This is a genomic window from Aliiglaciecola aliphaticivorans, assembly GCF_054782055.1.
Map to the genome: position 1 here is coordinate 23,644 of NZ_BAAGTF010000022.1, position 26,622 is coordinate 50,265.

The window sequence follows — 26,622 nt, forward strand, 5'->3', positions numbered from 1 at the left end:
ATAGATATATTATTGTTTGATGATTAAGGTTATTCAGTTAACGTTCAGACAATGAGCTTAAACTGTAATGAATAAGGTTATTTAACTTAAACAAAGGGGATTAATAATGAAAAATTTATCATTAGCATTGTTTGCAATGGTCGCAACAACGGCTTCTTGTTTCAGTTATGCTAAAGCCGATGTAGAGATTACATGGGAAAACCCGAAAGAGTTTCGAGATGTGAAACCGACGCTTCAATCACGCACTAAATTTAGAGAGCAAACATTTGAAGATCTTGAAGAATATATCAATAAGCTAGCGGAAGATTTACCCGATGGCCAAAAGTTGACCATGACCGTTTCGGATCTCGATTTAGCCGGTGAAGTTTGGCCTTCCTCTTTTGTCGGAATGGGCACGGGCGGAGGTGAAGTAAGAGTGGTAAAACAACTCGACATCCCTAGAATGAAATTTTCTTATGCTTTGACAGATGCAAGCGGAACGGTTCTGCATTCTGCAGATGAAGTGAAATTAAAAGACATGATGTTTATGGACAATGCTAATTTTTTATCAAAAAGTGATTCTTTGCGGTACGAAAAAAAAATGATTAAAGATTGGTTTAAGGATGAATTTCCAGATTTAATCGCCAAAAAATGAAAAAAAATGCCGCCATTTGGCGGTTTTTTTCTGACCATTTGTTCAGGTTTATTAATTGAATAACCCTTTAAAATCAATATGAAACAATTATTTCAATAACTTCTAGGTGAAATAAATTCCCCCTCCAAAGGTTTTCGGACCTTTTTAATTCGTTGAATTACTAACCTGTTTCTGACAATATCATTGGCGGAAAAAGGTCCAGCTTGTCATGTAAATGTCACACATAGACAATACCATCCGAGCACCACTATAAAAGGGCTAGGCCCAATAAAAATAATTAATTATAAGCCATTAAATGGCATTCGAAGTACTCAGGTTAGGAGAGGCTATGAAAATTAAGTATCCAGCGTTGCTGGCGCTTGTGTGTGCACCTTTTGCACATGCAGACGTATTCATCAACGAATTTCATTACGATAATGTCAGTACGGACTCCGGCGAAGCAATTGAAGTTGCTGGCACGGCAGGAACTGACTTAAGTGGGTGGAGTTTAGTTTTATATAACGGTAGTAATAGTGAAGTCTACAGTACAACCTCATTAAGCGGCAGTATACCCGACCTGCAAGATGGTTTTGGTACAATCGCTGCTTTGTATCCTTCAAATGGTATACAAAATGGTCCCGATGCCATTGCACTAGTCGATAGTAGTAATAACGTTATCCAATTTATTAGCTATGAAGGTTCGTTTACCGCATCAGGTGGCCCTGCTGATGGTATGACATCTATCAATATTGGGGTTTCTGAAAGTGGCAGTACGGCTGTTGGTAACTCGTTGCAGTTATCTGGTTCTGGCACCGTATACGCAGACTTCGCCTGGCAAAGTGCTGCGGCCAATACTTTTGGTGCTGTTAATACTGGCCAAACTTTTGGTAGCGGCGATGATGGTGGCGATGACGGCGATGATACTGGCAGTCTTGAAGGCGTCTGTTACAACTGTCCTGATTTAGACAAAATTGCCGACGCGGCAACCTTTGATGATGCTAGCTACTACGCTGCAGTTATCACCGAAGTAGACAGTGGCTCTAGTAGTACCATTATTAAGTCAGCCTTAACCGACGCGATAACTACTGAGCATAGAGTGCTGACTTATGATCAAGTCTGGACAGCCTTAACTGAGTCAGATGAAGATCCAAGTAATTCTGATAACGTGCTATTAATTTATAAAGGCATTTCACTGCCTAAGTTATCTAACGGTAGTGCAGAACAAAGCTCTGACCCAGACAATTGGAATCGTGAACATGTATGGCCCAACAGCCATGGATTCCCTGATCGTGATTTTGAAGCTTACACAGATATCCATCACTTACGTCCTTCTGACATATCAGTTAACGGCTCTCGCGGAAATCTTGATTTCGATAACAGCGATTCTCCTCTAGCTGAAGCTCCTAGTAACAGTATTGATAGTGATTCTTTTGAACCTAGAGATGAAGTGAAGGGTGACGTTGCCCGTATGATGTTTTATATGGACACCCGTTATGAAGGCTTAGGTGATCTTACACCTGACTTGGTGTTAAGTAACGGTTTGACCAGTTCAGGCGAAGCACAACTTGGCAGACTTTGCCGCTTGATTGAGTGGCACAATGATGACCCCGTTGACTCATTGGAGCAGCAACGTAACGAAACCATTTACGAATACCAAGGTAACCGTAATCCGTTTATTGATCATCCTGAATGGGTTGCAACCTTATACACTGCTGAAGTCTGTGGAGATGAAGATGATGGTGGTGACGATGGCGGTGATGACGGCGAAGATAGCGGTGATACAGGTACTGTAGAAGCCAATGCATTGCTAATTACTGAAATTATGCAAAACCCTAACACTGTTAGTGATAATGATGGTGAATGGTTTGAAGTGCTCAATACCAGTACTCAAGTGGTTAACCTCAATGGTTGGACAATTCGTGACAATGATACAGATTCATTTGTTGTAGACCAGGATGTGTTTATTGGTGTGGGCGAATATGCCGTACTAGGTAAGAATGCAGATACATCAGTAAATGGTGGAATTACTTTGGCTTATGCCTATGGTGGTTCTATGGCATTGGCAAACGGTGACGATGAGCTAGTGTTGGTTGACCCAGAAGGTAATATTGTTGATGAAATTGCTTACGATAATGGCGACACATTCCCTGATCCTAATGGCGCGTCTATGTATTTGGTTGACCTATATGGTGATAACAACATAGGTACTAAATGGGCTGAAGACACAACTAACTTCTACGATACTAATAACTCGGGTACACCAGGTACAGGTGATGCTAGCTTTAACTTAGTTATCACTGAAATTATGCAAAATCCAAGTGCAGTATCAGATTCTAATGGCGAGTATGTTGAAATACTCAATACTGGTGTTATTGCCGCTAACTTAAATGGTTGGGTATTGCGTGACAACGATTCTGATTCTCATACCATTGCTGGTGATGTATTTGTTGCCGCTGGAACTTATGCGGTTTTAGCTATCAACAGTGACTCTGATACCAATGGTGGCATGGATGTTTTATATCAATATAGTGGATTTACCGCAGCAAATGGTGGCGATGAAGTTGTATTAGTGCGCCCCAATGGTGATATTGAAGATATTGTTGAATACGACGGTGGTCCAGATTTCCCAGATCCTAATGGCGCGTCTATGACGTTGATTTCAGCCAGCCTGGATAACAATGTCGGCGAAAACTGGGTAGCTGAATCTACAGAAACTTATGGTGACGGAGACTATGGAACGCCAGGTTCCGGCCCCGACGGTGGCACAAGTGGCGGTGGTGAAGACGACCCCGTTGACGAAACACCTGAAATTGGTATGTGTACTGATCCAGCAACCTTAATCAGCACGATTCAAGGTAACGATTTTGTATCGCTTTTAGAAGGTGAAGAGCACATAGTTGAAGCTGTGGTGACGTCAGTAGTTGCTGATTTCAATGGTTTTTATTTACAAGAAGAAGATGCTGACGCTGACGCGGATCCTGCTACTTCTGAAGGTATATTCGTGAATTATTCAGGGTCAGAAGTATTACCTGAAGAAGGCAATTTGGTACGTGTACTAGGTACAGTGACTGAAAACTTTGGTCGTACTCAGTTAGATGTATCTTCTGCATTCTTAGCCTGTGGTACGGGTAGCGTGACTTCAACGGTCTTTACTATGCCGTTTAGCAGTTCTCTTGATGCGGAATCATTAGAGAATATGTTGGTGGAGAATGAATCTCCTCTGACCGTAACCGATACTTATACTTTGGCTCGCTTCGGTGAAGTAGGTTTGTCGTTTGGTAGACTGTTCAACCCAACTAATGTATATGCGCCGCTTTCGCCAGAGGCGATTGATTTAGCTGCTGAAAATGCACTTAATTTTATTGTAATGGACGATAACTTAGACGTACAAAATCCAGAAACGGTTATCTATCCAACGGGCAACCTTTCCGCATTAAATACCTTGCGCACTGGTGATACCGTGGTCAATATTAAAGGTGCATTGGATTACAGCTTCAGTCATTTCCGTATTCACCCAATTGAAACACCTACGATTGTGCACTCAAATGAGCGTGAATCTGAACCAGCGATTACCCGTGGTAACTTAACGGTTGCTAGCTTAAACGTGTTGAACTTGTTTAATGGTGATGGACAAGGCGAAGGTTTCCCAACCGAGCGTGGTGCAGATTCATTGTTCGAATATGAGCGTCAGATTGTTAAAACCGTAGCTGCAATTTCTACTATGGATGCTGACATTGTCGGTCTTATGGAAATCGAAAATGACGGCTTTGATGAGTACAGCATGATTGCAGAACTAACTGACCGTTTGAACGCTGAAATGGGTGAAGGAACCTATGATTTTGTTAGTTACTCTGGTCCAATTGGCACTGATGCTATCGCGGTAGCGTTGTTATATAAACCTGCCAAAGTTACTTTAGATGGTGAAGTGAAAATTAACTTCGATAGTATTTTTAATCGTCCTCCAGTTGCACAGTCATTCACTGCTGCAAATGGCGCTGATATTACTGTTGTGGTAAATCACTTTAAATCTAAAGGATGTGGCAGTGCTACCGGAGATGATACAGACCAAGGTGATGGCCAAGGCTGCTATAATGCGAAACGTACGCAACAATCTTTAGCGCTAGCAACCTGGTTAGCCAGTGAAGAAAGCTTATCGACTAAAGAGAATGTGTTAATCATTGGTGATTTGAATTCTTACGCTAAAGAAGACCCAATTGCCGCTCTTGAAGAGCAAGGTTTTGTGAACTTGGTTGAAGCCTTCCAAGGTGCTGAAGCTTATTCGTATACCTTCAGTGGAGAGTTTGGTTACTTAGACCATGCCTTAGCCAGCGAAAGTCTATTAGCCCAAGCTGTTGATACCATTGAATGGCATATTAACGCAGATGAGCCTTTTGCACTGGATTACAACGTAGAGTATAAATCAGACGCTCAAGTGACTGATTTCTATTCTGCTGATATGTTTAGAGTGTCAGATCATGATCCTGTGATGATAAGCTTTGAGCTTGAGTCTCCATCAGTTGCTGGTGACTTAGACGGTGATACGGACGTAGATTCTTATGATATGCGTGCGTTAATGTTGCTAATCCAACGCGGTGAAGCGACCGTTGCCGAGCATGATTATAACAATGACGGTTTGCTTGATAGCCGTGACGTATCTGCATTACGCAGCTTATGTACACGTCGTGCTTGTTCAACTCGTTAATTAAATCTTAGGTAAATAAAAACCGGTAAAACTAAGTTTTACCGGTTTTTTTATGTCTATCTGATATTGCCTAGGAGTGCTTTACAATCACCAAGCTTTCAAAGCTGTGCTATTGATAATCAAATAAATTATCTGCAACATCAATTAAATCGTTCGCATCTTCCAATAGATTCACTTTAAACGCATCTTTACGAGGCAACATGCGCTTGATGTAAAATTCACAAGTCGCTTTTTTGCCCAGTTGTATCGACGGGTTTTCGTTTTGCGAAGCTTTATCAGCCATACTTAACCACAATACACCTAATAAACTATAGGCACTGAAATTCATATAATCATAAGCAGCACCCGCAACGTTTACCGCCGATTGCTGTTTAACCTGTGATGACGTTTGATACCATTCTTCCAGTATGGATTTTGCTTTCTCTAAACCCTTGGAGTCAGCAATATCAGCGACCATTTTGTCAAAGACCTGATAGGTGTCGTTTAACATGTCACCGTTATCTCTGGAAAGTTTCCGACCTATTAAGTCGGCAGCTTGAATACCATTGGTTCCTTCATAAAGTTGCGTAATACGGCTATCACGCATGTATTGCTCCATACCCCATTCACGGATAAAGCCATGTCCACCGAATACTTGTACCCCTAAACTACTCACTTCCTGGCCAACATCTGTCATAAAACCTTTGGCAATTGGGGTCAAAAACGCAACGACGTTAGCTGCAGCCTGCTTACTGGCTTCATCATCAGCAGATTTTTCAATATCCATTTGACTAGCGTATAAAAAAGATAATGCTCGACAGCCTTCGGTGAGTGATTTTTGGGTAAGAAGCATTTTGCGTACATCGGGATGCGCCATGATAGGGTCTGCTTTACCTTGTGGATTTTGAACCCCTTGAGGTGCCCTTGATTGTAGACGATCACGGGCATAGGCAAGAGCACCTTGGAAAGAACCTTCAGCAATGCCAAGACCTTGCAATCCAACCTGAAAACGCGCGTCGTTCATCATCGTAAACATGCAGGCCAGTCCTTTGTGGGGCGCGCCTACTATGAAACCTGTCGCTTGATCAAAGTTCATTACGCAGGTAGGACAGGCTTTGATTCCCATTTTCTTTTCTAAACTGCCCACTGACAATGAGTTTTCTGCGCCTAGCTCTCCATTTTCTAAGACCATTTTTTTAGGCACAGCAAACAGGCTTATGCCTTTTACTCCCGCAGGCGCATCAGGTAATCTGGCCAAAACCAGATGAATGATATTGTCAGTCCACTCTTGATCGCCGCCGGAGATAAAAATTTTATTACCGGTAATTTTATAACTGCCGTCTTCCTGGGGTTCCGCCTTGGTAGACAATAAACTCAAATCAGTACCAGCTTGGGGCTCAGTTAAACACATAGTGCCTGTCCACTCGCCGGAAATAAGCTTTCTGAGATAGGTATCTTTTAGGGCCTGGTCACCGTGTTTGTTGATGGCTAAAACCGCACTCTCAGTCAACATGCTAATTAAACGCCAGCTTACATTCGCTGAACACAGCATTTCCTGAACAGGCACAGCCATGGTGTGGGGAAGATCTTGGCCGTCGTATTCTGGATTTCCGAGCATGGCATTCCAGCCATTAGCAATATATTCATGGTAAGCTTCAGCGAAACCGTCAGGCGTAGTCACTTTCCCATTTTCGAGTTTACAGCTTTGTTCATCGCCTTCCCGATTTAAAGGAGCGATAGCTTGCTCAGCAAATTTAGCACCTTGACTCAGTATTTCATTAACTAAGTCCTTGTCGAAGTCTTGAAGACCCAAGGATGAATAGTGATCCTCTAATTTTAACCAGTCGTGCAAAAGAAATTGCATATCTGTTAACGGAGCTGTGTATTGCGGCATAAATTTCCACCCTATAGGTTAAGTAAACTGTTCAGACCAGTTGATGGGAGGGCATTATACAGCCTCAGCCCCTAAACTTTAAATTACCTATAGTAATAGTTTATTATTTATTTGCTGGCCGTGTTTGGATTGAGGAGTCTTTGACTTTATTGAACATTTGACGAATCTGAGTTAATTCTTGTGGATAGCGCCACTGATTGAATTCGGTGGTAAAGGGATCAACTAATTGAATGGACGCCACTTCTATATTAGCCCAGTCTGGTACTGGAAACTCTGTAAAGCTACCATCAAAATTGGCGGCTAAATGACATTCGTAAAAACGCATTCCATTGTTACTGGTTCCCAACCACTGCTGTACTTCAACATTAAAGCCTGTTTCTTCCCATGTTTCTCGATGGGCGGTGCATTTGGCCGATTCTAGGGTGTCTGATGTGCCTCCAGGTAAATCTAATTTACCGCTGAGTCTTTGGGTGATGGTGACTAATTTATCACCCAATCGTATCAGACAAGCCGCATTCGCTGTTTGCTGGGGGGATTCTGATTGGTCTACTCGGCAAACTGGATCGCTGGGCTTTGTCTCACTGCAAGAAGTAAGACAGAATGACGATATTGCTAGGTAGATGACTAATTTATTCTTCACAATAGAGGGTACAATAATTAAATAATTTTTCTGCCAGCAGTTTACTACTTATTACGCCAAATAATAACTGCTTAGATTAAACACACTACATTATTCAGGAACTATTCATGACAATAAAAACAATGCTATCACCAGTATTGATAGCCACGCTTGCCCTTGCTGGCCTGCTTGTTTTCTTAAACTACCCTGGTTTCAGTGAGCAAGAAAACGCTGCAAGCAAAGGGAGACCTGCAACCCCCGTGGCATTTTTTGAGGTGTTAAGAACTGACTTTCCTGTCATTGTAGAAGCTCTGGGCACGGCGCGAGCAAATGAAGCCGTTTCTCTGACTCCTTTGCAGTCAGATGTTATCCAAGAATTGTATTTTGATGATGGCGATGTAGTTAAAAAAGATCAGTTATTAATGCGCATGAATGATAGGGAAGAACGGGCTAGATTGAATGAACTGAATATTAATTTACAAGAAGCACAACGACAGCTGAAACGCATCGTTAACTTGGCCAAAAGTAGTGTGGCTTCCCAACAGCTTCTAGATGAGCAGCAAGCTAAAGTAAAAACTCTCAAAGCACAAATTGAAGTGGCAAATGCACAGTTATCTGAACTGACATTAAAAGCCCCATTCTCAGGAAAGTTAGGCATTCGCATGGTGAGTGTTGGGGCTTATGTAACGCCTGATGATGTGATAACGACTTTAGATGACTTACGTAAAGTGAAAGTAGATTTTAATATTTCAGAAAGTCACTTGCCTTCACTTTCAGAAGGTCAGCAGGTAAAAGCACTATCGATTGCTTATCCAGATGACTTATTTATAGGTGAAATTAGGAGTGTGAACTCGCGCGTAGACGCAAATACACGCTCAATTCAAGTTAGAGCACTAATTGATAATCCTGAGTTGAAATTGCGACCAGGCATGTTGATGCAAATAAATTTAGAAAAACAAGTTTTAAGCTCGTTAGTTATTCCTGAAAAAGCAGTTATTCCGAACGAAGATAAACAGTTTGTGTTTATTATCGAAGACGAAAAAGCAGTATTGAAAGAAGTTAAAGTCGGCTTGCGACGTCCAGGCTTAGTGCAAATACTATCTGGGCTAGAAGAAGGTCAGAAAGTTGTAACTGAAGGTGCATTGAGATTAGTGAATGGATCCTCTGTTTCGCTTTTAGAACAAGTGACTTTGTAGGGAATTAACATGCTTTTATCTGATATTTCAGTCAAACGTCCAGTCTTTGCTTCAGTTGTTAATTTGCTCCTAATTATATTTGGTATCGTTGCCATTAGTTTATTATCGTTACGAGAATACCCGGATATAGACCCACCCATTGTATCGATTAATACCAACTATATTGGAGCATCAGCGTCAATTGTTGAAACTCGTATAACACAGTTGCTCGAAGACCGTATCTCTGGCATCGAAGGGATTAAAAATATTACTTCAACCAGTCGAAACGGTCGTTCTGATATTAGCATTGAATTCGACTTATCAAGAGATATTGATGCGGCTTCAAATGACGTACGAGAGCGCGTTAGTCGTGCGTTAAATAATTTGCCTGACCAAGCCGATCCGCCAGAAGTATCTAAATCGGATTCCGATGAAGATGTTGTTGTTTGGTACAACTTACGTAGCGACAATATGTCTGTAATGGAGCTTACCGATTATGCAGACCGTTTCTTGGTGGATCGTTTATCTGTTGTAAATGGTATTGCCCGGGTGCAATTAGGTGGCGGTCGAACCTATGCTATGAAAGTATGGTTAGATCGCAATGCCATGGCTGCTCGTGAAATTACCGTTGCTGATGTTGAACGAGTTATTCGCTCTGAAAACGTTGAATTACCTGCTGGTGAAATTCAGTCAAATGATAGGGATTTTGAAGTACGTGTTGCAAGAAGTTTCCTCACACCAGATGACTTTGCTGATCTGACCATAAAAGTAGGAGCCGGTGGCTATTTAGTTAAGTTAAAAGAAATAGCGCTGGTGGAGTTGGCCGCTGAAGATGATGAATCTGCATTTCGTGGTGATGGCGTCAACATGATTGGTATGGGGATTATAAAACAATCCAAAGCCAATACATTAGAGGTGGCCAGAGAAGCGCGAAAAGCAATTGAAGAAATATCTGAAAGCCTACCTGATAATATATTTATCGTACCCAGTTACGATTCCTCAGTATTTATCGATGAGTCCATTAGTGAAGTCTACAATACCTTAGGGGTTGCAATGGCTCTGGTGGTGATTGTGATTTATATATTTTTAGGAAGTATAAGAGCCACTCTCATTCCTGCGGTCACTGTGCCTGTTTCACTGGTGGCTGCATTTATTGTTATGTATGCACTTGGCTTCTCCATAAACTTACTGACGTTGTTAGCTATGGTGTTGGCAATTGGTCTAGTGGTAGATGATGCGATAGTGGTAATTGAGAATATCTATCGTCGCCTAGAAATGGGAGAGCCACCCTTATTAGCTGCTTTTCGCGGTGCAAAAGAGGTTGGTTTTGCGGTAATTGCGACAACCCTTGTGTTGATATCTGTATTTGTGCCATTGGTTTTCTTAGAGGGGAACATAGGCCGTTTATTTACGGAGTTTGCTTTGGCTATCGCTGCTGCAGTGGCTTTTTCGAGTTTTACTGCTTTAACTCTTTCGCCCATGTTGTCATCTAAATTATTGAAAAAGAGATCTCGTAGTTCAGGCTTTGGGATGTGGATGGACAATGCTTTTAAGAAGGTAGAAGGCGCTTATTTCAATAGTTTAAGTCGTACTCTCCATCAGCCTGTTCTGATTGTAATCATGCTAATAGCGAGTGTTGTAGCGCTAGTGCAAATGAGTCAAAAAATACCAAGCGAATTCATTCCTAAAGAAGACAGAGGCAATTTCTTCCTTTCTTTGCAGGGGGCTGAAGGAGCAAGTTTCGAAAGTAACTCGGCTAACCTTGATAAAGTAGAAGCCTTACTTCTGCCATATCTGGGCGAAGGTGAAATTGAAAGAATTATTGTGCGCACACCCGGTGGTGGGGGGTCTGCAGGTCGGGCAGTCATTGGAATGGTGCCATTTGATGAACGGGAGCGCTCGACCTTTGAGTTAATGGACGAGTTAAGTGCTAAGTTATCTCAGATTCCTGATGTTCGCGCTTTTGCTATTATGCGTCCCGGCATTGGTGGGCGAGGTTTAGGACGACCTGTGCAATTTGTATTGCAAGGTGATACCTATGATGACTTAGTTAAGTGGCGAAATACACTACTACAGAAAGCCTCAGAGAATCCGAAACTATTGCGCTTAGACTCGGATTATAAAGAAACCCTACCGCAAATATTGATTAATATTGATAGGCAACGTGCAGCGGATCTTGGCGTTTCCATCTCGGATATTGGCAGTACTTTAGAAACCATGCTTGGGCAAAGAAGGGTATCTACGTATCTGGACCGTGGACAGGAATATGACGTGATTCTTGAAGGTAAGGAAGAAGATTATCGCAGTCCTCAAAGTATTGAAAACTTGTATGTTAGGTCATCCACTACCAATCAATTGATCCCAATGGACAATTTGCTGAAGTTCGAAGAGCAAGCAACTTCAGCAAGATTAAATCGATACAACCGCATGCGAAGCGTGACAATCAGTGCAAACTTAGCAGATGATTATACGGTTGGTGAAGCCTTGGAGTATTTGGAAAACATTGTTGAAACCGAATTACCAGCAGGGGTCTCAATAGATTACAAGGGAGAGTCCCAACTTTATAAAGAAACGGGTAGTTCGATTATTTTTGTATTCCTTCTCGCTCTAGCCATCACATACCTAGTATTAGCTGCCCAGTTCGAGAGTTGGATACACCCTTTAGTGATTATGTTGACTGTTCCATTGGCTTTATTAGGGGCATTTATTGGACTATATGTATCGGGCGCAAGTCTGAATATTTATAGCCAGATAGGATTGGTAATGCTAATAGGTTTGGCGGCTAAGAATGGGATTCTAATTGTCGAGTTTGCCAATCAGCTGCGAGATGCTGGAATGGAATTTGAAGCTGCATTAAAACGCGCTGCCACGCAACGACTAAGACCAATTGTCATGACGGGGTTTACCACCGTCTTTAGTTCACTCCCTCTGGTTATTGCTACCGGACCTGGCTCAGAGAGTCGGGCAGTCATTGGTATCGTTATTTTTTACGGTGTTTTATTATCTGCATTAATGACGCTTTACGTGGTGCCTATTGCCTATTATTGGTTAGCCAGACATACAGGTTCACCAGAAGAGATTGCACACGAATTAGAAGAGCTTGATGAAAAAATACCTTATCAGAAAGGCGATGCGGTTTAGATGGAAACTAGTCTAGTCTGTATTTTGAGGTTAGACTAATCAACATTGTTGATAATGTTGACTAAATTAAATGATTTTACGGTTATATATACTAGCGTTATGTGGGTTTTGTTCGGCAGCTATAGCCGAACAAAACTTGTTAGATGATGCTCAAGCAGCAATTGCTTATGTATATGGTGACGATGTTCAGAAGCACCCTTATGAGGAGCTCGATTTAGTGGCATTAGACCATGCGGCCGATGTACTCAATAGGACAATTGAGTCTCATGATCTTCCACTGGAACGCGCCGTTGTACTTCACCAAGTTTTAATAAAAGCCCTCACAATATTAAACTTCGCAAGAATTGAATTAGATCAAACTGTCCACATTGCGCAATTAGAAAATGGTTTGGAAAAAGTGGATAAATTAATTGAACACTACCCTAACATTTCGGATTTGGGTGATATGCTTTTTGAATCCGGTCATATTGCACGATTTTTATTAGAAGCACCTCGTTTAGGTTATAAATATTGGCATTTGTGCGCTAATCAAGCACATGCTGGCCGTATGAATATTCTTGCTTTCAACTATTTTTCCGGCGGTTATGGAATTCGCCAGGATATAGAAAAATCATACTATTGGCATAATCAAACCTATCTAACTGGAACCCGTTTTCATTGTGCAGGCGTTTATTCTGCTAGAAAAGCTAGAGAAATATTATTTCTATTTCCAGAGGTAAGTGACAATAAACGATGGCAAGACTGGAATCCTGAAATTGATGAGTTAATTCAACAGTTGGAAGATATTAATGAAGATAGTCCTGCAAATATGTGTGGCAAAGGTCAGGGGCTTTTAAAACAATATCTATATGAATTAACTGAGAATAATGAACAGAATATTGCATTATTAATGCGCGCTAAAAACACTATTAAATTGGCTCAAACGAGTGAATCTGAAGGTAATATAGTGGAAGCATTCGATATCATTGGACGGCCCGACTTTTTTGATAAATCTATAAATTTACTACGCAAAATTGAAGATCCTTTCATAAAATGCAGTATTGCATTTAACCATATTCTGTATTCACAAGCGCTAAAGGCATCACAACATTCCGATACTGTTTTTACAGTGATCTCGGAACTGGATTCGGAGGTTTGCAAAGAACATATTACTAGCATTGAACTAATGCAAACCAAAGGTACTTGGTAACTATGTTGATTTTGTTTGTCCACGGCATGGGCCGGACGCCAATATCGGCCACCCCCATGTTATGGCGACTGCGTAGACACGGTCACTCGGTTGATGTGGTGGGCTATTTTACTGGCACTGAAACATTTGCAGAAATAGCCAATAGGGTTAGCCTGAAAATTCAGGAAGTGGCAGAGAAAGGGGAATACGTCTTAATTGGGCACTCCCTAGGTGGCCTAATGTTAAGAGCTGCATTACAAAATATGCCTAAAGACATCAGATCGCCAAAGCATCTATTTCTGTTAGGCTCCCCGGTCTCCCCAGCAAGGTTGGCTCAAAAGAGTCAGCATGAACTGGGGTTTCAATTAGTCTCAGGCGATTGTGGACAACTATTAGCTAGTGCAGCTAGACTTTCGAAAATTCCTATGCCCAGCATCCCTAAAACAGCAATAGTTGGAACACGAAGCTTTCCCCTAACGAAAAAGTACTTTTTAGAAGACGAAAATGACGGTGTAGTATCTGTGAGTGAATGCGCACATCAAGATATTTCAGAGGTTATTAAAGTGCCAGTAGTACATACATTTCTACCCAGCAGTCGCAAAGTCAGTCGAGTTATTGTAGATAAGATCAGTGACATTCAGTCTGGTTTAACCATTCAATAGGTGTTGTCTTGATCCTGAGTGGATATTGCACCTATGTTGTAGCATGGTCTTTAGGCCATGAAAGGTTGTGCATACCTACGGCATACGGCATACCTGCGGGGCTAAAGCACCCGCCTACAGGTTTAATCTAATCCCATGGCGATATTGCATATTGCGCCTATGTTGTAGCATGGTCTTTAGGCCATGAAAGGTAGTACATACCGGCGGCATACGGCATACCCGCGGGGCTAAAGCACCCGCCTACAGGTTTTATTGTCCCAACGCGATATGTATATTGTGTCGATGTTGTAGCATGGTCTTTAGGCCATGAAAGGTTGTGCATACCGGCGGCATACGGCATACCTGCGGGGCTAAAGCACCCGCCTACAGGTTTTATTGTCCCAAGGCGATATGTATATTGCGCGATGTTGTAGCATGGTCTTTAGGCCATGAAAGGTTGTGCATACCTACGGCATACCCGCGGGGCTAAAGCACCCGCCTACAGGTTTTATTGTCCCAAAGCGATATTGCATATTGCGCCGATGTTGTAGCATGGTCTTTAGGCCATGAAGGGTTGTGCATACCTACGGCATACCTGCGGGGCTAAAGCACCCGCCTACAGGTTTTATTCTCCCAAGGCGATATGCATATTGAGCCGATATTGTAGCATGGTCTTTAGGCCATGAAGGGTTGTGCATACCTACGGCATACGGCATACCTGCGGGGCTAAAGCACCCGCCTACAGGTGTTTAATGATATGCAAATAAAAAAGCCGCTGTTAAGCGGCTTTTAAAGGTATGTATCTTTTCTATCAGACCCAATTACTCGTCTAAGAAACTGCGTAATTGCTCAGAACGGCTAGGGTGACGTAATTTACGTAAGGCCTTAGCTTCAATCTGACGAATACGCTCACGGGTAACGTCAAACTGCTTACCAACTTCTTCCAAAGTATGGTCAGTGTTCATATCAATACCAAAACGCATACGCAATACTTTTGCTTCTCTAGCGGTTAGCCCAGCTAGTACTTCTTGAGTGGCGTCTTTTAGACTGCCGCCAGTAGCAGAGTCGAGAGGCTGTACAATCGTACTGTCTTCAATAAAGTCACCTAAGTGCGAATCTTCATCATCTCCAATAGGGGTTTCCATGGAGATTGGTTCTTTGGCAATTTTAAGTACCTTACGGATCTTGTCTTCAGGCATTATCATGCGTTCTGACAACTCTTCAGGTGTTGGCTCTCTACCCATTTCCTGTAGCATCTGACGAGAAATACGATTGAGTTTATTAATCGTTTCGATCATGTGCACTGGAATACGAATAGTTCTAGCTTGGTCAGCAATTGAGCGAGTAATCGCTTGTCGAATCCACCAAGTTGCATAAGTTGAAAACTTATAACCACGGCGGTATTCAAATTTATCAACGGCTTTCATCAAACCAATGTTACCTTCTTGAATAAGATCCAAGAATTGCAGCCCGCGGTTTGTATATTTTTTAGCTATGGAGATAACCAAACGTAAGTTCGCTTCTACCATTTCCTTTTTCGCGCGACGAGCTTTCGCTTCACCAATCGACATGCGACGGTTAATGTCTTTTATATCAGCGATAATCAACCCAGTCTCTTCTTCAACTTGGTTCATCTTGCTGATAGCGCGTTCTAATTCCTCTTTCACTTCAAGTAGCGCAGGCACATAGCTTGCGCCACTCTCAAGTACTGCTACCAACCAATCAGTGGTGGTTTCGTTACCCGCAAATGCCTTGATAAAATCTTTCTTCGGCATTTTAGCGTTCACTACACAGTGCTTCATAACAATTCGTTCTTGAACACGTACGCGGTTCATCATGCTACGCATGTTTTTAACCATACGATCGAACTGTTTTGGAACTAATCTGAACTCTTTAAAGACTTCACTTAATTCATTAATTTGTTTTCTAGCGTCTTTATGAGAACGTCCTTTGTCTGCGATTACGTCGCGGGCTTTGATGTACTGCTTGCGCAATTCATCGAACTTTTCTCTTGCTAGTTCAGGATCAGGACCGGTATCTTCTTCCTCTTCGTCCTCATCATCTTCATCATCATCTTCGTCTTCTAACTCTTCTTCAGATAACTCAGAACCTACGTGTGTCGCAGTTGGAGCTACATCCGTTTCGTTAGGGTCAACAAATCCAATAATGATGTCACTTAGACGAATTTCTTCAGCTTCGAATTGGTCCCACTGGTCAAGCAAATAGGTAATTGCTTCTGGGTATTCTGCGACTGAGCATTGAACTTGGTTAATACCATCTTCAATTCGTTTAGCAATTTCAATTTCGCCTTCACGAGTCAGTAGCTCAACGGTTCCCATTTCACGCATGTACATACGAACTGGGTCAGTTGTACGACCAATTTCACTCTCAACCGTTGCTAACGCTTGGGCGGCGGCTTCAGCGACTTCTTCATCGGCTGTCGTTTCTTGCATCAACAATTCGTCAGAATCGGGAGCTGATTCGAATACCTGAATTCCCATATCATTGATCATTCGAATAATGTCTTCGATTTGATCTGAATCGATAATATCCTGGGGAAGGTGATCGTTTACTTCAGCAAAAGTTAAATAACCTTGCTCTTTTCCTTTTACAATAAGGAGTTTTATCTGAGACTGCTTGCTTTGCGCCATATAACCTACGTTTCTCAAAATCAGTTGAAAGTGTACCTGGAACTGACCAATCTAAATTGTCAAAAATCCAGATAAAATCTGCGCGCACCGAGGCGTTTGCGAATTAGCCAGTATAGCAGAAAACCCTGTAGTCAGGCCAGTTAATTAAGCCATTTTCGGTTATTTTATCGTTAAACCTGACAGTTTTTTATATGTATGGGTGAATAGTTTTTATTCAAGTGCAAAATAATTAAAACACTGGAATAAACAAAGGGGGGAATTTTTACCTCACAAGATAGGATGTTAAGGCTATTCGGCACTATAAGTCGCTTTAGTTTGAGTGAGCAATTTCACTTCTTGCATCTCTTCTCTAGTCATTGCTGAACCTTTGGCCATAAGCTGTTGATATCTTGCTTTAAGCTGCTGTTCAATTAAGCGATTAAAACTGTCGATGTACAATTTATCCGGTCGATTGTCATCGGCATCATGATCAATTTGTAATAATTGATGCAAGAACTTTGCTTCGGGATCTCCCCTGAAATGCTCTAGCACATGACCTGTATTGATATTTGATTGCGACGCACAAAACTGTTGCATTTTAATCAGAACATGTAGGCCTTTGATGAAGTCAGGATTCAACGCTGCAGGTTGAATATCTGGGTGTTGCTTTGCTAAATTAGGGTGCAGCAATAAGAGGCGTAGTAATTTCCTAACCGGTGACATGTTATTTTTATTTGGTAGCTGGTAGTCAAGTTTTTGGGCTTTTCCAACTCGATTAGCTTGTTTGATATCCTCTAAAATATCAGCTTTATAGCTATCGCCTTTGATCTTTTTACGCAATTCTTCTTTTAGCAGAACAACAAGATTTTCAGCATTAATTTGCTCAATATATTCATTGGCAGCTTTGGTTAACGCCGCCTTGCCTTCACTGCTACCCACATTGAATTGTTGGATTAGATTTTCGAAAAAGAATTGGGACAAGGGGACAGACTTTTCCCGCAATAGGGTTTCGAATTGTTCTTTTCCTGTTTGTCTTACGAGAGTATCTGGATCTTCACCATCGGGCAGGAACAAAAACTTCATTTCCACCCCATCTTTGAGCTGTGGGAGCGCATTTTCAAGGGCTCGCCACGCCGCATCACGACCCGCTCGATCACCGTCGTAACAGCAGATTATTTCTGGTGCCGCGCGAAATAACATTTGTATGTGTTCAGGGGTGGTGGAGGTACCCAATGACGCTACAGCATAGTCGATACCAAATTGCGCTAAAGCGACTACGTCCATGTAACCTTCTACAATCATCAAACGTTCAAGTTTTCGGTTGGCCTGCTTCGCTTGATAAAAGCCATATAATTCATGACCTTTGTGGAAAATTCGGGTTTCAGGTGAGTTTAGGTATTTTGGGCCGCCTTCTTCAAGTACACGGCCACCAAAGCCAATCACTCTGCCTCGTTTATCACGGATCGGGAACATGATCCTATCTCTGAAAAAGTCATAACGACGACGGTTATCATTTTCAGTAATCAGTTTTAAGTCGAGTAGTTGTTGTTGCTTTTCTGGTGTGCTGCCAAATTGCTTGAAAATACTGTCCCATTCAGGCGGCGCATATCCTATACCAAAGGCTTTAACAATTTCCCCACTAAGACCACGCTGTTTTAAATAGTCTATGGGTTTGTTTTTTTGTTCGTGCTGTTTTAATTTTTTTTCAAAAAAACGGGCGGCTTGTTCCATTAATTGATAATCGTCAGCAATTTGGGCCTTTTGCTGAGGAGTAGGGCCCGGTTTGCCACCCTGTTCCCGTGGCACTTCTAAACTGTGAAATCTGGCTAATTCCTCTACGGCTTCGGGGAACTCAAGACGGTCATATTCAATGACAAAGGAAATGGCATTACCATGGGCGCCACAACCAAAACAATGATAAAACTGTTTCTCTTGGCTGACCGTAAATGATGGACTTTTTTCACTATGGAAAGGGCAACATGCTTGATAGTTTTTGCCAGCTTTTTTTAATTTAACTCGACTATCGATTAGCTCAACAATATCAGTGCGAGCAATCAAGTCATCGATAAAATCTTTTGGAATTCGTCCAGCCATGAATAGGATTCAAACTTGTAAAAGGGGTTCAACAAACATTACTTTATCAGTAAGGAACAGAAACAAACAAGCCGCAATTTTGCAATTGCGGCTTGGGAATAGTTTCGCGAGTGGCTTAAGGTAATCAGGCAAGCTTAGCTTTAATTTGACCACTTAATTTGCCCATATCAGCACGGCCTTGAACTTTCGGTTTTAACCAGCCCATTACCTTGCCCATATCCTGCATCCCCGCAGCCTGAGTATCTTGCATCGCTTGTTGGATCAAATCATCTAACTCGTCAGCGGTTAAAGGCTGAGGTAAAAATGATTGGATAACATCGATTTCTGCTTTTTCAGTGTCAGCCAAATCTTGGCGTCCAGCATCTTCAAATTGGCTAGCGGCATCTTTACGCTGCTTGACCATCTTTGTTAGCAGTACAATTACATCAGTATCAGTTAACTCAATTCTCTCGTCTACTTCACGCTGCTTTACTGCTGCAAGTGCCATACGAATAGTACCAAGACGAAGTTTATCTTTGGCACGCATAGCATCTTTCATTGCTTGATTTAGTTGTTCAAGAAGGGTCATCTGAAAACTCTAAAACGTAAAACTATTTAGACAGCTTGGGGCTTGGGATTGGCTGTTATTAAAATAATAAACATCCAAAACCAAGCAACAGAAGCGAGATATTAGTATAACTTGATGCGACGAGCGTTTTCGCGAGCTAACTTTTTCAAATGACGCTTTTTAGCAGCTGCTTTCTTACGCTTACGTTCCCAAGTCGGCTTTTCAAAGAATTCGCGACGACGAACTTCTGAAAGAACACCTGCTTTTTCACATGAACGCTTGAAACGACGCAGTGCTACGTCAAATGGTTCGTTCTCTCTTACTTTAACGATTGGCATTAAAATCTCACCTCAAAATATTAAATCTGGTTACCAGCCCAAAAAATAGCCGGTGCGGTCAAAAATGGTGCGGAATTTTAATCATTCGCAGGGCGCTTGTAAAGGGAAGATTGAAGATTATTTTAGTTTTGCCCCAAGTTTTTTGCTTTTTGTGGTTTAAATTAGCAGAACCCTAGCGTCTTTGAAGGTGCAAAGGTAAACTTCGAGGAATTTTCAAGCAGAGTATAATTGAATATGCGAATTTTAGGAATCGAAACTTCCTGTGACGAAACTGGCGTGGCGATTTTAGATGATCAGCACGGACTGCTTTCCCACGAATTATATAGCCAAGTTAAATTACATGCTGATTACGGTGGGGTAGTACCTGAATTAGCCTCAAGAGATCATGTACGGAAAATTGTTCCATTGATCAAAAAAGCCATGTCTGATGCCAATACCCACGCTAATCAGATTGATGGTATAGCTTATACTCAAGGCCCTGGTCTGATCGGGGCTTTATTAGTTGGGGCGTCGGTTGGCAGAAGTTTAGCTTTTGCTTGGGGGGTGCCTGCTGTAGGCGTTCATCATATGGAAGGTCATTTGTTAGCGCCTATGCTTGACGATCCTAAACCTGAATTTCCTTTTATTGCTTTATTAGTGTCCGGCGGGCATACAATGATGGTGAAGGTAGAAGGTATTGGTCAGTACCAAGTACTGGGTGAGTCAGTGGATGATGCCGCAGGGGAAGCCTTTGATAAAACCGCAAAAATGATGGGTCTTGATTACCCTGGTGGCCCTTTGTTAGCCAAACTAGCTGAGGCTGGCACACCTGGCCGATTTGAATTCCCACGGCCCATGACCTCAAAACCCGGGTTGGATTTTAGCTTTAGCGGGTTAAAAACCGCCGCCGCCAATACAATTCGCAGCGAAACCTTAAATGAGCAAACAAAAGCCGATATTGCTTATGCATTCCAAGAGGCGGTAGTCGATACATTGGCCATCAAATGTCGACGCGCACTGAAACAAACTGGATTGAAACGCTTGGTCATCGCTGGCGGTGTTAGTGCCAATTCAATGCTAAGAACTCAGTTAGAGACAATGATGAAAAAAATAAATGGAAAGGTGTATTACCCACGCTTAGAATTTTGCACTGACAATGGTGCCATGATTGCCTATGCTGGTTTGCAACGACTTAAAGCGGGGCAGGTTGAGTCTTTAAATAGTAAAGCCAAACCGCGATGGTCCCTTGATACTTTGCCTGCCATATAATCCAAGATCCCCTTAAAACAGAAATATTTTAAAAGCGCGATGTTCAAAAACGCTTTGAATTTGATGGCTCTTTTTACATTAAGTGTCAAGTAAATTTACAATTTATAAACAGCAGTTTTTTAACTACTTGATTTTATTACGCTGGCACGCTTCATGCTGTATAAAAAATGAACACCTTGATTCTGGTGAAATTGCTTAGAATTGAGGCTTTTTTTAAACAAGGAAAAGTTTATGCGTAAATTTACTTTAAAAAATATTCTAATTTGTTTTTGCACGTTGCTACCAATGTTTTCAGCCCAAGCCTATTTGGTAGGGGGACCAAATTCATCATTACAAACATCAAACTCTGGGTACTCTTGGGACGGTGGCAGTTTTATAACCGATTTTCGAAATGCTTTAGAGAATCCTTTATTTTTTGGTGCTGGAGGAGTGGTTAATGAATCTATTACTACAATGGATATCATACCTGATGCTGCAGGGCTAGCTGGGGTGGATGGTTTTATCGCTCCGTGGTGGAATGTATCAGAATCAAGCGCTTATCATGCTGATGTGGTCGATTTCTTTTTGAACGGTGGAGATCTCTGGTTGATGCAGGATAGCTCTGGGCGCGACGGTATTGGTGCTTTGTTGGGCATTCCTACGGTAGGGCAGACGGCTATCACCCCAGTAAATGGCATTGAGCCCTTATTTGATGGACCCTTTGGTGTTGCTAACAATGTAACCCAAGGTGGTGGAGAAGAAGGTTTCTTGTCAACTGCGGATGTACTCAATGCCAATGGCAGTATTATTGGAATGAATACTGAAAACCAAGTTATCGCTGCTGCCTGGGGAGCTGGACAATATGCAGCAGGCTCAGGTTCGCTTATTGTGGTAGCGGATATAGATATGTTCACTACTCAGGCGCAATTTGACCCTTTAAATGATAATGGTATTTTTGCATTGAATGCCTTTGCCTTTTTAGCCACATCCGATGAACCCATTGGTGTGCCCAATGTGCCTACAATAATGCTCATTTTGGTGGGGATAGGGTTGATTAGAGTTTGTCGAAAAAAATAATATCGTTAATTAATCTGATTTAAGCTCGTAAATAGCCATCTTTATTTAGATGGCTTTTTAAATCCTCGGCCTTTACCTTTTTCCCATATCTTACTTTCCTGACCACGCACTAACCGCAAAAGGTTCGCTTTGTGGCGCAAGATTATCAGCACAGCTAACATGCTTACGGGCAAGGTATACTCGGGTTTAACGAAGTAAGTAATAACTGGAGATAAAGCGACTGCGGATATGGCTGCTAATGAAGAATAACCAGTGGCGAATACGACTAACCCCCAACAAGCAATTAATGCCCCTGCCAATTCCACGCCTATGGGTAACATGGCACCAAATGCGGTGGCTACCGCCTTTCCCCCCTTAAAACTAAAAAATAACGGAAATATATGCCCTAAACATGCTGCTATTGCGACAAATCCAAGCAACAGAGGTGAAAACCCTAGGTAATAACTAAACCAAACAGGTATGGTACCTTTTAACACATCGAACAAGAGTACTAATACGGCAGGTAACCTGCCACCCAATCGCAATATATTGGTAGCACCCGGATTTCTAGAACCATGTAGACGGGGGTTAGGTAAATAAAATAAATTACTGACAAGCATTGCACTGGATATAGAACCGGCCAAATAGGCAGAAGCGATCATCAATATTGTTAGTGCTGTCATATACTTGGTCTTCCTAACACGTTAAACTCTCGAACCAGTAACCGGGTAAATGTGATCTTGTGTTAGCTTCTCACATAAGTCGTCACTTTACCGCATATAGATATTATAACAGCGCGGATCTGTCATGGACAAAATTATTATACAAGGCTTACAAGTCAAATCACTAATTGGGGTTTACGATTGGGAAAGAGAGGCAAAACAACCACTATTAATTGATATTGAATTATCGTTGGATTTGCGCACCGCTGGAACCTCAGATGATGTCAAAGATACTATCGACTATGCTGCTTTAGCCTTTGCCGTGGAAGAAATTGCGTTTAATAGTAAATTTCAACTATTAGAAGCATTAGCCAATCATATCATTCAACATCTTTTGAGTTATAGCGGCGTTAAAAGCGCTAAAATATCGCTGTCTAAACCCAACATATTGCCCAATGCCAACGCAGTGACAGTTGAACTTTTTCGGGAAAATCCTTAACTAATGTTGCATCAAATTTATATTAGTATTGGTAGTAACGTTGAACGAGACAAATATACTCGCGCTGGGCTGGATGGATTATTTGCCGAGTTTGGCGAATTAACCTTATCGAATGTGTATGAAAGCGAGGCTGTTGGATTTAGCGGCTCACATTTTTACAATTTGGTTGTGGGGGCTAAAACCACAAAATCTGTGCAACAAGTGTGTGAGATCCTCAAATCCATAGAAAACCAAAATGGTCGGATAAGAGGCGAAAAAAAATTCGCTCCTAGAACATTGGATCTCGATTTACTCTTGTTTGATGATGTTGTAACCGAAGATGGAGTTGTACTACCTCGCCATGAAATTGATTATAATGCCTTTGTTTTACTGCCTCTGAGTGAAATTGCTGGAAATGTAATACATCCCGTTCACCAAAGAAGTATTGCCGCAATGTTGGAAGATTACGATCAAAGCCAACAGAAATTATGGACGATTGAATTTAACTGGAGACCTGCGACATTATGACTTTGTTCGAAATTATTGTGTTAGCCATTATTCAAGGCATAACTGAATTTTTGCCTATATCAAGCTCAGCCCATTTAATACTTCCTTCTGAATTACTGGGTTGGCAAAATCAGGGATTAGCCTTTGATGTAGCGGTTCATGTTGGCAGCTTGCTTGCTGTTATGATCTATTTTCGCGCTGATATTGTCCGCATGATGGTAGCTTGGTTGCAGTCTGGCTTCAGTAAACAGCAAAGCGATGACAGTAAGTTAGCCTGGTGGGTTATTTTAGCCACTATTCCAGCCGTAGTAATTGGTTTTGTCGCCAAAGACTTGATAGAAGAGTACGCTCGCTCAGCGTTAGTCATCGCCTTTACGACCATCGTCTTTGGCTTGTTACTATGGTATGCCGATGTTACCGGCAAGCTAACTAAAAATATTTATCAGTTAACATGGAAAAATGCGCTTTTTATTGGCCTAGCCCAAGCAATTGCACTCATACCTGGCACATCCCGCTCAGGTATTACTATGACCGCTGGATTAATGTTGGGTATGAATCGAGAGAGTGCCGCACGGTTTTCTTTCTTATTGTCCATACCTGTTATATTAGGGGCTGGATTGTTAGCCACTTTAGATCTGTTGCAAGCTGACACCGCCGTTGAGTGGGAAGCACTTTTCTATGGTATCGGCCTGTCATTCATCAGCGCTTATGCTTGTATCTTTTTGTTTCTTTCTTGGATATCCAAAATTGGCATGCTGCCATTTGTCATATATCGGTTAGTGCTAGGTGCTGTTTTACTTGGTTTCGTTTTTTGGTAAATCGTGGTTTTCTATTTTTAAAACTGATTGTTTAAAGCTAATTATGTTGGAGTGTCATTGTGTCTGAAACTATCTTTACAAAAATAATCAATCGGGAGATCCCCGCTGAGATCATTTTCGAAAATGATCAGGTATTAGCATTCAAGGATATTAACCCCCAAGCTCCTGTGCACTTTCTTGTGATTCCTAAAAAAGCCATTGCGACTATTAATGATATTCAAGCAGAAGATGCGGAAATCGTTGGGCAACTTTACATTGCTGCGGCTCAAATAGCCAAAGAACAAGGCTTTGCAGAAAATGGCTATCGCGCTGTGATGAATTGTAATATGGATGGCGGGCAAACTGTTTATCATATTCATTTACATGTTTTAGCCGGCAAACCAATGGGATGGCCACCGTATCAAGACACCCTCAAACAGCCACTTCCTTAATCTATTAGTGGTAAAGCTCGCCCCTTCAAGTATTGTTTTAGAAGGGATGACTCCAAGGGTTTAGCAAAATAAAACCCTTGGAGGTGATTAATACCTGCTTTTCTTAAGGTTTCTGCTTGCTGTAAAGTTTCAACGCCTTCGGCGACTACATCGTAACCAAAGGCTTTAGCAATATGCAGTACCGCATTAACAATTGGCATACCACTACTATCTAAACTGTCCACAAAAGCTTTATCAATTTTAACTTTGTTAGCAGATAATTCTTGGATCACTGATAATGAAGAATATTCTGTGCCGAAATCATCAATAGAAACTTTAATTCCCCGCTGTTGAAGGCAAGATATCTTATCCAATAAGGTTTCTTTGTCTGCGGCAAACACCGATTCTGTAATTTCGATATGCAGATACTGTGCAGCTAGGCCCGAGTCGACTAAGGCTTGCTCTACAATGTCAATGAAGTCATCATCTTGCAATTGAATAACGCTGACATTCACAGCGACGGACAAGGGCATTTGAGATTGCCACGATTTTGCGGCTATGCATGCTTGATTGAGCACCCAGGCGCCAATCTTTCGAATTTGGCCATATTGTTCGGCGATAGAAATAAACTCGTAAGGAGGAATATTTTCGTTAACAAGTTGCCACCTTAATAAAGCTTCAAAAGCAACTGGCTGAAAGGTTTCACTATCCACTATAGGTTGAAAAACCAGTCTAAGTTGCTGATTTTCAATGGCTTCGCTTAATCCGTCTTTTAAGCGTTGTTCTCGAGCGAGTTGTTTACCAAGATGGGCGGAAAAAACCCCTGCCGTAGAGGGAAATGCTTTTTTTTGATAGTACATTGCAGTATCGGCAAGTTGGATAAGGACATTTTCTTGCGTGGCATGTTCAGGAAACATAGCAATACCAATAGTGGCACTAATTGATAAACGATTGTGAGAGAAGATATAAGGTTCAGAAATACGCTTTATTAAGCTGTCCGCAAGTATAATTGCTTTATCTTGACTCGCGTTTTCTACCGCGACTAAAAATTCATCTCCCCCCCAACGACATATAAGTTGATGGTTTTGGTAAATTTCTTTTAATCTATCTGCGGTCTGTTTCAAAACCATATCGCCTGTTTCATGACCAATGGTATCGTTGATTTTTTTAAAGCCATCTAAATCAATAAACAGTAAAGCCAAGGCTTCGTTTGCATTTTGGCTGTCTTCAATATTGTTGCGCAGATGAGTTAGAAAGGCATTTCGATTAAACAGGCCTGTAAGGGGGTCAATATTGGAAAGTTCGTATATTTGCCTTGTTCTAGCCGTAACTTCCGCTTCCATATCTTCAACTAAAACTGCATTTTCATTCTTCAAACGTATTGCTAAAGCTGTAAAGTTAGCAGATTTGTTTGCTGTAATTAACATAACGCAACCAAACGACATCCCCAGTAACCCTAATATATATTCGTGGAACTCTGGGGCTAACAATAATGCGATTGAAAATGGAATTAATAAAATTCCACAATACAACATTGCGGTAATTTTATTACCGGCCAAGACAGTGCTCGCACCCCCGGCCATGGCTGAAACTATAATGATGTTAAACGCCAGCTCAATAGTATCTATGTAGGGAAACAGGACAAGACAATAAATACACCACATGCTTGCCGTTGCTATGGTACCGACTGAGAACCGTAAAATAGATTGTTTGCCATTGCTCTTAGTAGACTTGTTTTTTCTGAGCCAAAAATAGCTATCCGCCATTCGCACTAGTAGTAGCACCATCATTGATATCCACCAATAGGTTTTAAAGGTATCAATTTCTGAATTGCTAAAACCGAACACAAGAAGAGAGGAGGCAACAAGACTTAGCCATTAGAGTACAAAATATCGGCAGCATCCTGTCGATGTTTTTCCTGAA

General features: G+C 41.6%; 20 protein-coding genes. 12 read left to right on the forward strand and 8 right to left on the reverse strand.

Going from position 1 to position 26,622, the window contains the following annotated elements; genetic code table 11:
- Positions 1–106 precede the first annotated feature (106 nt).
- Both ACYVIL_RS13015 and ACYVIL_RS13020 read left to right on the forward strand, forming a co-directional pair.
- Entirely contained in the window at positions 107–634 is a 528-nt protein-coding gene (locus ACYVIL_RS13015; protein WP_460312726.1) for a DUF3016 domain-containing protein, read from the forward strand.
- Between the two features lie 328 nt (positions 635–962).
- Positions 963–5,315 (forward strand): ExeM/NucH family extracellular endonuclease, encoded by a 4,353-nt coding sequence (locus tag ACYVIL_RS13020; RefSeq protein ID WP_460312727.1) that lies wholly within the window; start codon positions 963–965, stop codon positions 5,313–5,315.
- A 109-nt stretch (positions 5,316–5,424) separates the two neighbouring features.
- Here the strand turns inward: ACYVIL_RS13020 and ACYVIL_RS13025 are convergent, their stop codons facing one another.
- Together ACYVIL_RS13025 and ACYVIL_RS13030 are read right to left on the reverse strand one after the other, a co-directional pair.
- Positions 5,425–7,188, reverse strand: coding sequence for an acyl-CoA dehydrogenase family protein (locus tag ACYVIL_RS13025; protein ID WP_460312728.1), 1,764 nt, complete (start codon positions 7,186–7,188; stop codon positions 5,425–5,427).
- A 103-nt stretch (positions 7,189–7,291) separates the two neighbouring features.
- Positions 7,292–7,828: an NUDIX hydrolase gene (locus tag ACYVIL_RS13030; RefSeq protein WP_303472742.1), complete on the reverse strand. Its 537-nt coding sequence runs from the start codon at positions 7,826–7,828 to the stop codon at positions 7,292–7,294.
- 107 nt (positions 7,829–7,935) lie between these two features.
- Between ACYVIL_RS13030 and ACYVIL_RS13035 the strand changes: the two genes are divergently transcribed.
- The 4 genes from ACYVIL_RS13035 (at position 7,936) to ACYVIL_RS13050 (ending at position 13,953) form a co-directional block, all read left to right on the forward strand.
- The gene (locus ACYVIL_RS13035; protein ID WP_460312729.1) at positions 7,936–9,003 is read left to right on the forward strand and encodes an efflux RND transporter periplasmic adaptor subunit; all 1,068 of its coding nucleotides are present in this window, start codon (positions 7,936–7,938) and stop codon (positions 9,001–9,003) included.
- 9 nt (positions 9,004–9,012) lie between these two features.
- Positions 9,013–12,123 (forward strand): efflux RND transporter permease subunit, encoded by a 3,111-nt coding sequence (locus ACYVIL_RS13040; protein WP_460312730.1) that lies wholly within the window; start codon positions 9,013–9,015, stop codon positions 12,121–12,123.
- Between the two features lie 70 nt (positions 12,124–12,193).
- On the forward strand, positions 12,194–13,312 hold the full coding sequence (locus tag ACYVIL_RS13045) for a hypothetical protein (protein ID WP_460312731.1): 1,119 nt from the start codon (positions 12,194–12,196) through the stop codon (positions 13,310–13,312).
- Positions 13,313–13,314: 2 nt separating this feature from the next.
- Complete coding sequence (locus ACYVIL_RS13050; RefSeq protein ID WP_460312732.1) at positions 13,315–13,953, forward strand: esterase/lipase family protein; 639 nt, start codon at positions 13,315–13,317, stop codon at positions 13,951–13,953.
- A gap of 800 nt (positions 13,954–14,753) precedes the next feature.
- Here ACYVIL_RS13050 and rpoD read toward each other — a convergent pair.
- The 4 genes from rpoD to rpsU all read right to left on the reverse strand — a co-directional run bounded on the left by rpoD (position 14,754) and on the right by rpsU (position 19,541).
- Positions 14,754–16,583 carry an RNA polymerase sigma factor RpoD gene (rpoD, locus tag ACYVIL_RS13055; protein WP_303472731.1) on the reverse strand — a complete coding sequence of 610 codons (1,830 nt, stop codon included), beginning with the start codon at positions 16,581–16,583 and terminating at the stop codon, positions 14,754–14,756.
- Positions 16,584–16,871: 288 nt separating this feature from the next.
- Positions 16,872–18,656: a DNA primase gene (gene dnaG, locus ACYVIL_RS13060; RefSeq protein WP_460312733.1), complete on the reverse strand. Its 1,785-nt coding sequence runs from the start codon at positions 18,654–18,656 to the stop codon at positions 16,872–16,874.
- 124 nt (positions 18,657–18,780) lie between these two features.
- Positions 18,781–19,224 (reverse strand): GatB/YqeY domain-containing protein, encoded by a 444-nt coding sequence (locus ACYVIL_RS13065; RefSeq protein WP_460312734.1) that lies wholly within the window; start codon positions 19,222–19,224, stop codon positions 18,781–18,783.
- Positions 19,225–19,325: 101 nt separating this feature from the next.
- The gene (rpsU, locus tag ACYVIL_RS13070) at positions 19,326–19,541 is read right to left on the reverse strand and encodes a 30S ribosomal protein S21 (protein WP_008845199.1); all 216 of its coding nucleotides are present in this window, start codon (positions 19,539–19,541) and stop codon (positions 19,326–19,328) included.
- Positions 19,542–19,775: 234 nt separating this feature from the next.
- Here rpsU and tsaD point away from each other — a divergent pair, with 234 nt between their 5' ends.
- The gene (gene tsaD, locus ACYVIL_RS13075; RefSeq protein ID WP_303472850.1) at positions 19,776–20,789 is read left to right on the forward strand and encodes a tRNA (adenosine(37)-N6)-threonylcarbamoyltransferase complex transferase subunit TsaD; all 1,014 of its coding nucleotides are present in this window, start codon (positions 19,776–19,778) and stop codon (positions 20,787–20,789) included.
- A 231-nt stretch (positions 20,790–21,020) separates the two neighbouring features.
- Positions 21,021–21,845, forward strand: coding sequence for a hypothetical protein (locus tag ACYVIL_RS13080; protein ID WP_460312735.1), 825 nt, complete (start codon positions 21,021–21,023; stop codon positions 21,843–21,845).
- Positions 21,846–21,886: 41 nt separating this feature from the next.
- Here ACYVIL_RS13080 and plsY read toward each other — a convergent pair whose 3' ends face one another.
- Positions 21,887–22,507, reverse strand: coding sequence for a glycerol-3-phosphate 1-O-acyltransferase PlsY (plsY, locus tag ACYVIL_RS13085; protein WP_460312736.1), 621 nt, complete (start codon positions 22,505–22,507; stop codon positions 21,887–21,889).
- A gap of 124 nt (positions 22,508–22,631) precedes the next feature.
- On the opposite strand from plsY, the gene folB reads away from it, so the two are divergent.
- Genes folB through ACYVIL_RS13105 form a run of 4 tightly spaced genes read left to right on the forward strand, consistent with a single transcriptional unit; the run spans position 22,632 to position 24,720 of the window.
- The gene (folB, locus tag ACYVIL_RS13090; protein WP_303472716.1) at positions 22,632–22,985 is read left to right on the forward strand and encodes a dihydroneopterin aldolase; all 354 of its coding nucleotides are present in this window, start codon (positions 22,632–22,634) and stop codon (positions 22,983–22,985) included.
- 3 nt (positions 22,986–22,988) lie between these two features.
- On the forward strand, positions 22,989–23,492 hold the full coding sequence (folK, locus tag ACYVIL_RS13095) for a 2-amino-4-hydroxy-6-hydroxymethyldihydropteridine diphosphokinase (RefSeq protein ID WP_460312737.1): 504 nt from the start codon (positions 22,989–22,991) through the stop codon (positions 23,490–23,492).
- Entirely contained in the window at positions 23,489–24,289 is an 801-nt protein-coding gene (locus tag ACYVIL_RS13100) for an undecaprenyl-diphosphate phosphatase (protein WP_460312738.1), read from the forward strand. The genes folK and ACYVIL_RS13100 overlap by 4 nt, the downstream gene beginning before the upstream one ends.
- A gap of 59 nt (positions 24,290–24,348) precedes the next feature.
- Positions 24,349–24,720 carry a histidine triad nucleotide-binding protein gene (locus tag ACYVIL_RS13105; protein ID WP_303472711.1) on the forward strand — a complete coding sequence of 124 codons (372 nt, stop codon included), beginning with the start codon at positions 24,349–24,351 and terminating at the stop codon, positions 24,718–24,720.
- Here the strand turns inward: ACYVIL_RS13105 and ACYVIL_RS13110 are convergent.
- Complete coding sequence (locus tag ACYVIL_RS13110) at positions 24,717–26,489, reverse strand: putative bifunctional diguanylate cyclase/phosphodiesterase (RefSeq protein ID WP_460312739.1); 1,773 nt, start codon at positions 26,487–26,489, stop codon at positions 24,717–24,719. The two genes, ACYVIL_RS13105 and ACYVIL_RS13110, sit on opposite strands and share 4 nt — an antisense overlap.
- Positions 26,490–26,622: the final 133 nt, after the last annotated feature.